Annotated in this window: 13 protein-coding genes; 6 read left to right on the forward strand and 7 right to left on the reverse strand. The window is 61.1% G+C overall.

What is annotated here, in order from left to right; translation table 11 throughout:
* Positions 1-152: 152 nt before the first annotated feature.
* Together FHR23_RS05590 and FHR23_RS05595 are read left to right on the forward strand one after the other, a co-directional pair.
* Positions 153-2,453: a TonB-dependent receptor gene (locus FHR23_RS05590; RefSeq protein ID WP_184001883.1), complete on the forward strand. Its 2,301-nt coding sequence runs from the start codon at positions 153-155 to the stop codon at positions 2,451-2,453.
* A gap of 452 nt (positions 2,454-2,905) precedes the next feature.
* Entirely contained in the window at positions 2,906-4,807 is a 1,902-nt protein-coding gene (locus tag FHR23_RS05595; RefSeq protein WP_184001884.1) for a ribonucleoside-diphosphate reductase subunit alpha, read from the forward strand.
* Between the two features lie 242 nt (positions 4,808-5,049).
* Here the strand turns inward: FHR23_RS05595 and FHR23_RS05600 are convergent, their stop codons facing one another.
* Positions 5,050-5,301 carry a DUF2171 domain-containing protein gene (locus FHR23_RS05600; protein WP_184001885.1) on the reverse strand — a complete coding sequence of 84 codons (252 nt, stop codon included), beginning with the start codon at positions 5,299-5,301 and terminating at the stop codon, positions 5,050-5,052.
* Positions 5,302-5,387: 86 nt separating this feature from the next.
* Here FHR23_RS05600 and FHR23_RS05605 point away from each other — a divergent pair, with 86 nt between their 5' ends.
* The 4 genes from FHR23_RS05605 (at position 5,388) to FHR23_RS05620 (ending at position 7,590) form a co-directional block, all read left to right on the forward strand.
* Positions 5,388-5,609: a hypothetical protein gene (locus FHR23_RS05605; protein ID WP_184001886.1), complete on the forward strand. Its 222-nt coding sequence runs from the start codon at positions 5,388-5,390 to the stop codon at positions 5,607-5,609.
* Positions 5,606-5,878 carry a hypothetical protein gene (locus FHR23_RS05610; RefSeq protein ID WP_184001887.1) on the forward strand — a complete coding sequence of 91 codons (273 nt, stop codon included), beginning with the start codon at positions 5,606-5,608 and terminating at the stop codon, positions 5,876-5,878. Before FHR23_RS05605 ends, FHR23_RS05610 begins: the two co-directional genes overlap by 4 nt.
* A 16-nt stretch (positions 5,879-5,894) precedes the next feature.
* A complete protein-coding gene (locus tag FHR23_RS05615) occupies positions 5,895-6,950 on the forward strand; it encodes a ribonucleotide-diphosphate reductase subunit beta (RefSeq protein WP_184001888.1) in 1,056 nt (351 codons plus the stop codon).
* 259 nt (positions 6,951-7,209) lie between these two features.
* Positions 7,210-7,590, forward strand: a complete 381-nt coding sequence (locus tag FHR23_RS05620; protein WP_184001889.1) for a hypothetical protein — start codon at positions 7,210-7,212, stop codon at positions 7,588-7,590.
* A gap of 145 nt (positions 7,591-7,735) precedes the next feature.
* On the opposite strand, the gene FHR23_RS05625 is transcribed toward FHR23_RS05620, so the two are convergent.
* The 6 genes from FHR23_RS05625 to FHR23_RS05650 all read right to left on the reverse strand — a co-directional run bounded on the left by FHR23_RS05625 (position 7,736) and on the right by FHR23_RS05650 (position 13,681).
* A complete protein-coding gene (locus tag FHR23_RS05625; protein ID WP_184001890.1) occupies positions 7,736-9,673 on the reverse strand; it encodes an acetyl/propionyl/methylcrotonyl-CoA carboxylase subunit alpha in 1,938 nt (645 codons plus the stop codon).
* Entirely contained in the window at positions 9,670-9,978 is a 309-nt protein-coding gene (locus FHR23_RS05630) for a DUF3088 family protein (protein ID WP_184001891.1), read from the reverse strand. The genes FHR23_RS05625 and FHR23_RS05630 overlap by 4 nt, the downstream gene beginning before the upstream one ends.
* Positions 9,975-10,499, reverse strand: a complete 525-nt coding sequence (locus FHR23_RS05635; RefSeq protein ID WP_184001892.1) for a nuclear transport factor 2 family protein — start codon at positions 10,497-10,499, stop codon at positions 9,975-9,977. The genes FHR23_RS05630 and FHR23_RS05635 overlap by 4 nt, the downstream gene beginning before the upstream one ends.
* A gap of 61 nt (positions 10,500-10,560) precedes the next feature.
* On the reverse strand, positions 10,561-12,162 hold the full coding sequence (locus FHR23_RS05640; protein ID WP_184001893.1) for a carboxyl transferase domain-containing protein: 1,602 nt from the start codon (positions 12,160-12,162) through the stop codon (positions 10,561-10,563).
* Complete coding sequence (locus FHR23_RS05645) at positions 12,159-12,530, reverse strand: DUF1801 domain-containing protein (protein ID WP_184001894.1); 372 nt, start codon at positions 12,528-12,530, stop codon at positions 12,159-12,161. The genes FHR23_RS05640 and FHR23_RS05645 overlap by 4 nt, the downstream gene beginning before the upstream one ends.
* Entirely contained in the window at positions 12,527-13,681 is a 1,155-nt protein-coding gene (locus tag FHR23_RS05650; protein WP_184001895.1) for an isovaleryl-CoA dehydrogenase, read from the reverse strand. Before FHR23_RS05650 ends, FHR23_RS05645 begins: the two co-directional genes overlap by 4 nt.
* Positions 13,682-13,701: the final 20 nt, after the last annotated feature.

Genomic DNA, 13,701 nt, shown 5'->3' on the forward strand with positions numbered 1-13,701 from the left:
CAACCGGTCAGCCTAAATGCTTTTGCGCGCCTGCCAAGCCGTACCTTCCGGGCCGGACCCGAATGCCAACATCAAACTGTCATCAAAACTTCGTTGCAGTGCAACAACCATCATGCAGGCGGCGTGGGAACCATCAAAGGGGAATTTCAATCATGCGCCACGTCGCCCGGACTTTCACCGCTCTCCTGCTCGTCACCGCCTCTCCCGCCGCCTTTGCCCAAACCGTTCAGCCCGACACCGGCGGTGGTACTGGCGACACGCCGGCGACCGGCAACGACACCGACATCATCGTCACCTCGCAAAAGATCGAACAACGCGCGATCGACGTACCGATCACGATCAGCGTCAAGACCGGCAAGGATCTGGAACGCCTCGGCATTTCCGATCTCGACGACATTTCGGCCTATATTCCCGGCCTGAATATTCAGGATCAAAGCCCCAACAATCCCGGCTTCGTGATTCGCGGCATCACCTCCGACAGCGGTTCGGCCCAGCAGTCGGCGCGCGTCACCGTCTATTATAACGGCGTCGATATATCGCGTGCACGCGGCGCCTATCAGGATCTGTACGACATCAACCGGATCGAGGTGGTGAAGGGACCGCAGGCGACGCTGTTCGGGACCGCCGCGGCAATCGGTGCGATCAGCATCATCTCCAACAAACCGCAGCCCGGCTATTCGGGCGAACTGACCATCGGCTATGGCAATTACAATCAGAAGCTGGTGCGCGGCTATATCAATGCCGGATCGGACACGCTGGCGGGGCGCATCGCCTTCGCCTGGAAAAAACGCGACGGCTATGTGAAGAACCTTTCCCCCGATCAGGGCGATCTGAACGGCCAGAATCAGCTTGGCATCCGCGCGTCGCTGCGCTGGCGTCCGTCGGATGCGGTCACCGTCGACCTGATCGGCACCTATGACCGTCAGCGCAATCCCGGCACCGCATTTGTCTCCGGCAACTTCGCCACGCCCGCCGGTCCTGCCGATCCGCTGAGCGATGTAGCCGATCTGGGCGGCTCGCCCTATTCGGCACAGGTGCTGGGCGCGCCGCATCTCGGCCTGCGTCGCCATGTCTATGACACCAATCTGACGATCAACTGGGACATGGGCGACGGCTGGAAGATGACGATGGTCAACGGCTATCGGCGATTCCTGGACAATGAAGTGTTCGATGCCGACGGCTCGGCCGCCTGGTATCTGGAATTCGCCGAGGACGCCGAGGGCTGGCAGGCAAGTCACGAAACGCGCTTCAACTACACCAGCGATACGTTTCGCGGCGCATTCGGATTCAACGTCTTCCATGAACAGGGCTTTCAACGCGTTCCCTTCTCCACCGAGGAGGGCACCTATCTGCAATGTACGTTGCACCTGATTCCGGGGCTGGGCTGTGTCGCCGCCGACGGTTCGGTCCCGGCATCGCAGGCAACCGGCATCCTGACCGGCGGGCAGGCAACCGTCCTCCCCTATGCCTCCGTCTTTGAGAACGGCGGCAAGAACGACAGCTATTCGGTGTTCGGCGACATGACCTGGATTCCGACGCCGAAGCTGGAACTGACCGCCGGAGCGCGCGGTATCATCGAACAGCGGATCAGCACCTATTCCGCCACCCAGCCCAATTCCGTGCTGGCAGGCGCACCGTTGCTGCCCGTGGGCAATACCGACGGTCAGACGGTACAGGCACAGCGCAGCTTCGTCGCGCTGCTGCCGCGCTTCAATGCCCTCTATCACCTTAACGGCAATCTGAACCTGTACGCGACAATTTCAAAGGGCCGCCGCTCGCCGGTGGTGCAACTGACCGGCCCGCTGTCGACGCTCGACATCGTGCCGGAAGAAACGGTGTGGAATTATGAAGCGGGCATCAAGGGTTCGGCGGGCATCGTCTCCGGCTCGCTCGGCGTCTATTATGACGATTACAAGGACTTTCAGGTGTCCGTGATTCAGAGCAACGGCACCACCATCACCCAAAGCGCCGGGTCGGCAAAGAATCTGGGTGTCGAGGCGGAACTGAATGTCCGCCCGACCGACTGGTTCAGCATGTTCGCCAATATGGGCTTCATTTCCGGCGGCATCGACAACAAGCCCGAAAACGGGGTTTATGCGGGCGATCAGTTCCGGCTTCAGCCCAAATGGCAGGCAGCGGGCGGCCTCACCGTCGACAAGCCGGTGGGCAACGGCATGCGCCTCTTCGCCACGCCCAGCATCACCTATCGCTCGAAAATCTATTTCGAGGTGCCGAACAGCGAAGCCACCAGCCAGGGTCCGGTGACGCTGGTCAATATCCGCGCCGGGATCAGCTTCGACAATGACCGGTTCGAAATTGCGGGCGTTGCCCATAATCTGCTCAACCGCCACTATCTGCTTGATGCGGGCAATACCGGCGGCGGCTTCGGCTATCCGACCTATATTCCCGCCGAACCCCGGCTCTACAGCATCCGCCTGACGGCGCGCTTCTGATTGTTGTATTCCGACCGGGTCGCCCTTGCGCCGCCCGGTCGGACGCGTTTCGCGCGTCTGGATGCGCCGCACCGCGCACAGGCACAACCGGCATCGCCAAAATATATTTTTTGTTCCCCGCTCGTTCTCTTGCGCGCGCGTCCACCCAAGGAAGGTCCACGCGTCGCGCACCCTGCGCCTCCACGAACCGAGTCTTTTCAGCGACGAACCGAATCCCTACTACGGCATTTACGGTATTGCTTCCTGTGGCGATTAGGCACAATCTGTAGTGGTCGCTTTCGGGGGGAAACCACAAGCGCTGGTATGAACCACCTGTGATGCTATATCACGGGACGGGATCGTTTGTGCCGTGAACCGGGCAAATGACCCTCTTTTGTTCTCCCCGTGCCGCGGCAGGAATGCTAGTATCGGGGTTTGCCCCCGAGTCGAACGGATCAGAAACGGGGATCGTCATGGATTTCAGGGATACGCAGGATTCAAACGTGAACGAGACCGCAGATATCGCCGAACCGACCATCGAATCCAAAACCGAAAAGGTTCAGGATACGAAATCGGTCGCGCCGCAGCCCTATCCGATCGAGGTCGATCATTCGCGTGACGCACTGCTCACCGAATTCGGCAAGGAGACGCTGAAGGACCGCTATCTGCTGCCCGGCGAGGGGTACCAGGATCTGTTCGTGCGCGTGGCGTCGGCTTACGCCGACGATGCCGACCACGCCCAGCGGCTCTACGACTATATCAGCCGGTTGTGGTTCATGCCGGCGACGCCGGTGTTGTCGAACGGCGGCACGGGACGCGGCCTGCCGATTTCCTGCTATCTGAACTCCGTGCCCGACAGCCTGGACGGCATTGTCGGCACATGGAACGAGAATGTCTGGCTGGCGTCGCGCGGCGGCGGCATCGGCACCTATTGGGGCCATGTCCGCGGCATCGGCGAACCCGTCGGCCTGAACGGCAAGACCAGCGGCATCATTCCCTTTGTCCGCGTGATGGATTCGCTGACGCTCGCGATTTCGCAGGGTTCGCTGCGGCGCGGTTCGGCTGCCTGCTATCTCGACGTCAGCCACCCGGAAATTGAGGAGTTCCTCGAAATCCGCAAGCCATCGGGCGATTTCAACCGCAAGGCGCTGAATCTGCACCATGGCGTGCTGCTGACCGATGCGTTCATGGAAGCGGTACGCGACGGTGCCGAATGGGAGCTGAAATCCCCCAAGGACGGGTCGGTGCGCGGCAAGGTGGACGCGCGCGCACTGTTCCAGAAGCTGGTCGAAACCCGGCTGGCGACCGGTGAGCCGTACATCGTCTTCGCCGACCATGTGAACAACAACATGCCCAAGCATCATCGCGATCTGGGGCTGAAGGTATCGACCTCGAACCTGTGCAGCGAAATCACGCTACCGACCGGGTTCGACCATCTCGGCAACGATCGTACTGCGGTGTGCTGCCTGTCGTCGCTCAACCTCGAAACCTGGGACGCGTGGAACAAGGACAAGCGCTTTATCGAGGATGTCATGCGCTTCCTCGACAATGTGCTGACCGATTATATCGAGCGTGCACCCGACGAAATGGCGCGCGCCAAATATTCGGCTGAGCGCGAACGCTCGGTCGGGCTGGGCGTGATGGGCTTCCACTCCTTCCTGCAGGCACGCGGCCTGCCGTTCGAAGGCGCGATGGCGAAATCGTGGAACACCCGCATCTTCAAGCATATCAACGCACAGGCGAACGAAGCGTCGATGCAGTTGGCCGTCGAGCGCGGGCCGTGTCCCGACGCCGCCGAAATGGGCGTGATGGAACGCTTCTCCTGCAAGATGGCGATCGCGCCGACCGCGTCGATCAGCATCATCTGCGGCGGCACCAGCGCGTGTATCGAGCCGATCCCGGCAAATATCTATACCCACAAGACGCTGTCGGGCAGCTTCGTGGTCAAGAACCCGTATCTTGAAAAGCTGCTGACCAAAAAGTCCAAGAATGCCGACAGCATCTGGAACTCGATCCTCGAAAAGGGCGGATCGGTGCAGCATCTCGACTTTCTGAGCCAGGAAGAAAAAGACTGCTACAAGACCAGCTTCGAGATCGACCAGCGCTGGCTGCTCGAACTGGCGGGTGATCGTGCGCCCTATATCGATCAGGCGCAGTCGCTGAACCTGTTCATTCCGGCGGATGTCGAGAAATGGGATCTGCTGATGCTCCATTTCCGCGCCTGGGAACTGGGTATCAAGTCGCTTTATTATCTGCGCTCGAAGAGCGTGCAGCGCGCCGGTTTCGCCGGTGGCGTCGAAAGCGACAACACGATCGACAAGCCCAAATATGAACTGCCCAGCACCGATTATGATGAGTGTCTGGCATGCCAGTGATGCCCCGCATCACCGGCTTGGTGCCCGACACTCTGGCCTGTCAGTAAAATGTGTGCCCTGCGCAAGGCAGGGTTCGTGTCTCCACTTTGGGAGGCGCATGCGAAACAAGTGAAAAGCCCCCGTTTTGCGGGAGCAACGTGGAAGCTATGATCGCCGTAAACGACGTCTCAACGAACGAAACCCCGGACCGCGCGATGCGGGCCGGGGCTACGTTGCGTTCGGACGTCTGCCTTTCGGCAGGTTCAATCCGCCGTTTCGAACATGTCCTGCGCGTTTTGCGCGGTGGCGGACAGACGCACCGTGTCGCCTTCGACTTCGGCGACCAGTCCGAGCGGAATATAGTGATGCCTGGCACCCTTCCCGTCCTCGGTCTGCGGGCTGTCGGTCTTGGTCAGCTTGATGCGGTCGCCCTTCATATGGTCGACGGTGCCCAGATGGACGCCGTCGGCGCCGACCACATTCATATGTTCCTTGATGTCACTTGCATCGGCCATGATCTGCCTCCTGTCGGTAAAGTTCTGCCACAACAACGCGCGATGGCCGCAAACGATGCATCGGCGCACCCCGAAAGCGCGGCGGCATGACGCGGGCGCTGACCATCCAGTCGGGCGTGGCGCTGTGTGCACTGCTCGCGGGGGGCACGCTGCTCGCGCGACCGGACAGCGTGCGCCGCGCGATGGGCGCGGCCGACCCGGAGCGCACGACCTATGCCCTGCGCATTATCGGCATGATGCTGACCGCGCTCGGCCTGCTGCTCGGCGGTTTCGCGCTCGCCTTCCGGCTGGCGGGAGGCGTGGCGTGACTGACGGTCGTGTCTTTCTGGCAATCGGTACGCTGATCAGCATTGGTGTATTTGCTAATGGCTTGCGGTTCGCGCACAAAACATCGAATCCATGGTCTGGCAAACATATCTTGGGTATGTCGGTAAAAGGTAGCGACGTACCGCTGGACCGCATTCGTCGGATCGGTCGGCTTCAAATGATTATCGCCCCGATATTTTTCCTGTTCTTGTGCGCGCTTTGCTTCGGCCTGCTCGGCCCGGTGCAGGGCATTCAGACAATTCAGTTTTAATCCGAAAGGCACAACCATGTCTCTTCTCGAAGCCCGCAAACAATATAAACCCTTCGAATATCCCTGGGCCTATGACTTCTGGAAGCGTCAGCAACAGGTGCACTGGCTGCCCGAGGAAGTGCCGCTGGGCGAGGATTGCCGCGACTGGGCGCAGAAGCTGTCGGACCATGAGCGCAACCTGCTGACGCAGATTTTCCGCTTCTTCACCCAGGCCGATGTCGAGGTGCAGGACTGTTATCACGAAAAATACGGCCGCGTGTTCAAACCGACCGAAGTCAAGATGATGCTGACCGCCTTTTCCAACATGGAAACGGTCCATATCGCCGCCTATTCGCATCTGCTCGACACGATCGGCATGCCCGAAAGCGAATATGGCATGTTCCTCGAATATGCCGAAATGAAGGACAAGCACGATTACCTTCAGAAATTCGGCGTCGACAATGATGAGGATATCGCCCGCACGCTCGCCATGTTCGGCGGCTTTACCGAGGGCGTGCAGCTGTTCGCCAGCTTCGCGATGCTGATGAACTTCCCGCGCTTCAACAAGATGAAGGGCATGGGCCAGATCGTCAGCTGGTCGGTGCGCGACGAAAGCCTGCATTGCGAAGGCATCACCCGCCTGTTCCATGCCTTTTGCCAGGAACGCGACTGCCTGACCAAATCGGTCAAGCAGGACATTATGGATCAGTGCCACACCACCATTCAGCTGGAAGATGCGTTCATCGATCTGGCCTTTGAAATGGGGCCGGTGAACGGCATGACGCCCAAGGATATCAAGAAATATATCCGCTACATCGCCGACTGGCGGCTGGCGCAGCTCGGGCTGAAACCGATCTTCCTGATCGAGGAGCATCCGCTGCCCTGGCTGACGCCGTTGCTTAACGGGGTCGAGCACGCCAATTTCTTTGAAACCCGCGCCACCGAATATTCAAAGGCCGCGACGCGCGGCAACTGGAACGAGGTATGGGACAGCTTCGACCGCCGTCAAAAGGCGAAGGTGGGCAATGACGACGGCCCCGACGACGATGGCGGTGCAGACATGTTTTCCGGAGCCGGGGTCGCGGCCGAATAAGAACCGACAGACCACAAGGTCCCCTTTCAACGGCACGCGGTCCCCAAAGCCGCGTGCCGTTTTTCATGGAATGTCCCACCATTCATTTCGGGTTCACAAGAATCCAGCATTTCCGCCATTTCCACTGACCGCTTCTGGCGCACGGTCCACCCCGCCCTACGCGTGCGCGAGGGGCTGTCGGATGTTCTTCCGACGCAACCCGGCGGCCAAGATGCCCGTTCTTTGCCCCGGTTCAATGAGGAACAAAGGAGTGCGTATCATGTCCAGGACCCTGATCGCCGTTGCGGTCGCCGGTGCGGCCATGCTGACCGCTGGTCCCGCTTTTGCACGGCACGCCACGCTGGTGCGGGCTAACCCGTCGAATGCGCGGAGCATCTTCACCGACAGCAACAAGCATTATCTCGATTACAAGACCGACCTGTCAGAGGCGCGGCGTGAACTTGCCAGCGACCTGCGCCGTGCACACGACGCCGACGACCGCATCGACGCTTATGCCGAATACAAGTCGGAGGTTGCCGACGCCCGCAAGGATTTTCGCAAGGAAATGGCGGAAAAGGGCATTGACGTGCCCGACAGCATGATCCCCCGGCGCGGGATCGTCACCATGGATGACGGCCGTATGGTCTATCCCAGCCGCTAAAACGTCTAGTCGGTAAATGCGGGAGGAGCGGTCGCAGGCCGCCCCTCCCGATATCGCGTTTCGTCCCATTGCAAGGCGACGACAATAGCGAGCGGGAGAGTCGCAGCATTATCCGCTCCCGGTCGCGCAATAAAACGCGCCTATATCACTCCTCAGCAGCTTCCACCCGCACCAGCAGGGAGCCTTCGCTGACCTGTCCGTCCTTGGCCACCGGCAGTTCGGAGACGGTGCCGTCAAACGGCGCGGTCAGCGTGTGCTCCATCTTCATCGCCTCCAGCGTGACGAGCTTCTGCCCCTTGGTGACGGTATCGCCCTCGGCCACTTCCACCGCGATGATCTTGCCCGGCATGGGCGACAGGATCGCGCCGTCGCCTGCGGCGCCTGCACCGCCGCCGTCGGTACGAGCAGCCACGAAACGCCAAGTCTTGCCATTCAACGTTGCCCATACGGCGTTATGGTCAGCATGGAGAACCGGATAATTTTCCTGATCATAGCTTACCTCGGCGGCAAAGTTGGCCGTGAAGCTATCGTCACGATCCATTAGCTGCACGTCCGTATGGCGCGAAGTATTCAACCGAAACCCTGCAAGTTTGGGCTGGACATCAGCCAACTGATGACGCGCAGCGAGAGTAAGCAACCACTCTGGAGGATTCATGGCAAACACAACATCGTCATGATGCTGATCGATAAACCCGGTGTGGACCTTGCCTCCCATAAAGTCAGGATCAACGAGAAGCGCCCAGAGAAAACCGGCGTTGGTTCGCACCGGCCAGACTTCCGCATCGCTTACAAGATGCGCCAGCCCTAAGGCAGCCGCTTGACGCGTATCGGAATGGCAGACAATCTTAGCGATCATCGGATCATAGAACGGCGATATTTCCGACCCCTGTTCAACGCCCGTTTCGATTCTACCCTCTCCGGGAAGGTCGAGTTGCGTACGTGTTCCGCTGCGTTCCGCTCTATACCGCAATGGACGAATTGCAGCCGGCAGGTTGAATCTTTCGAGCGTTCCAGTGGATGGCAGAAATCCCTTGGCCGGGTCCTCCGCATAGAGGCGCGCTTCCATTGCCCAGCCGTTGATCGAGAGGTCTTCCTGCTGCACCGGAATCGGCTCGCCCGCCGCGACGCGCAGCTGCCATTCGACCAGATCGACGCCGGTGATTTCCTCGGTCACCGGATGTTCGACCTGCAACCGGGTGTTCATTTCCATGAACCAGATACGATCCGAACGCAGGCCCTCGCTGGCGTCGGCGATGAACTCGATGGTGCCCGCGCCTTCATAGTCCACCGCTTTCGCCGCGCGGACGGCGGCCGCGCAGACGCTTTCGCGGGTCTCTTCGTCCATGCCGGGGGCGGGCGCTTCCTCGATCACCTTCTGATGGCGGCGTTGCAGCGAGCAGTCGCGTTCGAACAGGTGGACGACATTGCCATGGGCATCACCGAACACCTGCACTTCGATATGGCGGGGTGAGAGGATATATTTTTCGATCAGCACGCGGTCGTCGCCGAAGCTCGACGCAGCTTCGCGTTTGCACGATGCCAGCGCGTCCATGAAATCGCCTGCCGCATCGACGCGGCGCATCCCCTTGCCGCCGCCGCCCGCGACTGCCTTGATGAGGACGGGATAGCCGATTGCGTCCGCCTTTTCCTTCAGCGTTTCGGGCGTCTGATCCTCGCCCAGATAGCCCGGCGTGGTCGGCACACCGGCATCCTGCATCAGCTTCTTTGCCGCGTCCTTCAGCCCCATCGCGCGGATGCTGTCGGGCTTGGGGCCGATCCAGATCAGCCCCGCATCGAGCACGGCCTGCGCGAAATCGGCATTTTCGGACAGGAAGCCATAGCCGGGATGAATGGCTTGCGCGCCCGTTTCCTTCGCGGCGGCAATGATCCTGTCCCCTTGCAGGTAGCTTTCGCGCGCAGGGCTGGGGCCGATATGCACCGCCTCATCCGCCTGCCGCACGTGCAGCGCATGGGCATCGGCATCCGAATAGACCGCGACCGTAGCGATCCCCATCCGGCGCGCGGTACGCATGACGCGACAGGCAATTTCTCCGCGATTGGCGATCAGCAGCCTGGTAATCATGGATGGCGCTCCGGGAAGCCGTGGCGCGTGTGGAGCGCGGCCAGCAATGCTTCGATTTCGTTGACGAACCCGCCGCCTGCAAAGACCAATGCGGGCAGGTTCTGGTTCTCCTCCCCGATCGCCTCCACGACTTGCGCGCGCGGGCGGGGATACGGCACGCGGATCACATCGAGCGCCTTTGCCTGTTCGGGGAACAGGGCGAGCAGGCCCTCCACCGTTACGCAATCCTTGCAATAGAAGCTGCGGCCGGGAAGCACCGCATCGTCAAATTCCCGGTCGAGCAGATAAAGGCGGTCGCGGGTCATCGTTCCTCCATCATGCAGCCGGTCGTGCGCTGCGACCAGGTGACGTTCAGCACCTTCCACGCGCCATTCTGACGCACCAGATCGAAATGATCATAGCCGCAATGGGCGGGCTTGCCGTCGACGGTGAAGGTATAGCGCGCCCAGACCATCGCGATATCGCCGTCGATTTCGACCGCGGGGTCGTGGAGCGTCTCCTGAAGCTTCTGCGCACCCGGCTTCACGGTAGCGAGAAACTGATCCCAGCCCATGTGCCGGATGGTGTGGATGCCGCCGGTCTTTTCGAGCGCCACAGTGGCGCCGCCTTCGGGCAGGATCTGCGCGCGGATCGCGGCGGCATCGCCTGACGACAGCCCTGCCAGCATGGCGTTGATCGGCTGCATCACCGCCGAAACCTCCGGCCCTGCAAAGGCGGGTGCATCCAGATGCGCGGGCGGCAATGGGGGCACCGGCGTGGTCGGCCCGTTCTGAGCGAAAGCGGGCGTTGCAAGCGCCAGTGCGGAGAGCAGGAAGTAGCGTTTCATTGATGTACTCCGTCAGCACCCTCACCGATGCCGGTGGGGCTATGGTGTGCAACCTGTTCCGTCACATCCGGAACACGCCGAATTGCGGGCGTTCTGGTATCGGCGCGTTCAACGTCGCGGCGAAGGCAAGGCCCAGCACGTCGCGCGTCTGCGCCGGGTCGATGATACCGTCATCCCATAACCGCGCAGTGGCGTGCCAGGGATTGCCCTCATCCTCGTACTTCTGGCGGATCGGCGCCTTGAAGCTTTCTGCCTCTTCCGGCGTCCAGCTATCGGCGTCGCGATGGACGGTGGCCAGCACGGACGCGGCCTGCTCGCCGCCCATCACGCTGATCCGGCTGTTGGGCCAGGTGAACAGGAAATTGGGCGAATAGGCGCGTCCCGCCATGCCGTAATTTCCCGCGCCGAAACTGCCGCCGATCAGCACGGTGATCTTCGGCACGGTCGCGGTGGCAACCGCCGTCACCAGTTTTGCGCCGTGCTTGGCAATGCCTTCCGCTTCATATTTGCCGCCGACCATGAAGCCGGAGATGTTCTGTAGAAAGAGCAGCGGGATACGCCGCTGACAGGCGAGTTCGATGAAATGCGCGCCCTTGACCGCCGCCTCGCTGAACAACACGCCGTTATTGGCGAGGATCGCCACCGGCATCCCCCATATATGCGCGAAACCGCACACCAGCGAGGTGCCGTACAGCGCCTTGAACTCCTGAAATTCGCTGCCGTCGACAAGGCGCGCGATAATTTCATGCACGTCATAGGGCGCGCGGACGTCTTGCGGCACGATGCCGTACAACTCTTCCGCGGCGAATCTGGGCGCGCGCGGATCGGCGATGTTGATGTCCGGTGTACGGTCGGCAGGCAGTGTCGAAACGATATCGCGCACGATGGTCAGCGCATGCTCGTCATTTTCGGCGACGTGATCGACCACGCCCGATTTACGCCCGTGCAGGTCGCCGCCGCCCAGATCCTCGGCGCTGATTTCCTCGCCCGTCGCAGCCTTGACCAGCGGCGGTCCGGCAAGGAAAATCGTGCCCTGATTGCGCACGATGACGCTTTCGTCGGACATGGCGGGGACATAGGCACCGCCTGCGGTGCAGCTTCCCATGACACAGGCGATCTGAGGGATGCCCTGTGCCGACATTTGCGCCTGATTGAAGAAGATGCGCCCGAAATGGTCGCGGTCGGGAAACACGTCCGCCTGATGCGGCAGGTTGGCGCCGCCCGAATCGACGAGGTAGATGCACGGCAGGCGGTTCTGCTGCGCGATTTCCTGCGCGCGCAAATGCTTCTTCACCGTCATCGGGTAATAGGTGCCGCCCTTCACCGTGGCGTCGTTACACACGATCATCACCATGCGGCCCGAAACGCGACCGATACCGGCGATCAGCCCGGCGCCGGGCACTTGTCCGTCATACAGGTCGCAGGCGGCAAGCTGGCCGATTTCCAGAAACGGCGCACCGGGGTCGAGCAGGCGTTCGACACGATCGCGGGGCAGCAGTTTGCCGCGCGACAGATGCCGTTCGCGGCTGCGTTCCGAACCACCCAGTGCGGCCGTCGCGACATCCGCGCGCAACCGTTCGACCAGCGCTTTATTGTGCGCAGCATTGGCGCGGAAATCGCCGCTGTCGGGCGACAGCTTCGTATCGAGAACAGGGGCGGTCAATGGGTTGCCTCCAGCCATCGGGTGAAAAGTATCTTCAAAGATTGCCGATTCGCATTTACCGCCGAAGCATCCGCAAAGATAAGCACACCCCGATCGGGCGAAGGCCATTTTGCCAGTCCGTCGGGGTCGTCAAACGTAAAATGATCTTCGACACGCTTGCTCCCGCGGTGCAGAACAGCCCGTACACCGCCCTTGCGCTCAACGCCTAAGGTAATGCGATCTTCGCAGTCCAGTGCGAAACTCGGCGCGTTCCATTTGATCGATTCGTGCAGGTCGGGACCAGCCGCCTTGACGATGGAACGAAGCGCGTCGATGGAATCGCGTGTCACCGACGGAAGGGCATCGAGATACGCCTGCACGTCGCTCACCCGGCCGCCCCCACCAGTTCGCGGCCGATCAGCATCCGGCGGATTTCATTGGTGCCCGCCCCGATATCAAGCAGCTTGGCATCGCGCAAATAGCGTTCGACCGGCCAGTCTTTTGTATAGCCCGCACCGCCCAGCGCCTGCACCGCCTCTCCCGCCACGCGGAAGGCATTTTCGCTGGCCAGCAGGATCGCGCCCGCCGCATCGAAGCGCGTGGTCTTGCCGCTGTCGCAAGCGCGCGCGACGGCATAGACATAGGCGCGCGCAGAATTGAGCGCGACATACATGTCGGCGATCTTCGCCTGCATGAGCTGGAAGCTGCCAATCGGTTTGCCGAACTGCTTGCGCTCACGAACATAGGGCAGCACGACGTCAAGGCACGCCTGCATGATGCCGAGCTGAATGCCCGCCAGCACCGTGCGTTCATAGTCGAGGCCGCTCATCAGCACCGCGACACCGCCGTTTTCCGGCCCCATGATATTCTCATCGGGCACCTCGCAATCGTCGAACACCAGTTCGGCAGTGGGCGATCCGCGCATTCCCATCTTTTCGATCTTCTGCCCGATGGAGAAGCCGCCCATGTCCTTTTCAATCAGGAAGGTCGTGATGCCGCGCGACCCCTCACCCGTTTTGGCATAGACGACCAGCGTATCGGCATAGGGCGCGTTGGTGATCCAGAATTTGGTGCCGTTGAGGACATAGCCGCCCTGCACCTTTTCGGCGCGCAGCTTCATGCCGACCACGTCCGACCCGGCATTGGCCTCCGACATGGCGAGCGATCCGACATGCTCGCCCGAAATCAGTTTGGGCAGATATTTCGCCTTTTGCTCAGGATTGCCCCAGCGTGCGATCTGATTGACGCACAGGTTCGAATGCGCGCCGTAAGACAGCCCGACCGAGGCGGAGGCGCGGCTGATTTCCTCGCACGCGATGACATGTTCCAGATAGCCCAGACCCAGCCCGCCATCCGCTTCGGCAACGGTGATGCCGTGCAAGCCGAGCGCGCCCATTTCGGGCCACAGGTCGCGCGGAAACCAGTCTTCGGCATCGACCTTTGCAGCGATCGGCGCGATCTTGTCGGCGGTGAAGCGCGCGGTCGTTTCACGGATCATGTCGGCGGTTTCGCCCAGCGCGAAATCGAGTTCGGGGTTCATTCAGCCTCTCCTTGTTCCCC

This window comes from Stakelama sediminis (assembly GCF_014199335.1).
GTDB lineage: Bacteria > Pseudomonadota > Alphaproteobacteria > Sphingomonadales > Sphingomonadaceae > Sphingomonas > Sphingomonas sediminis.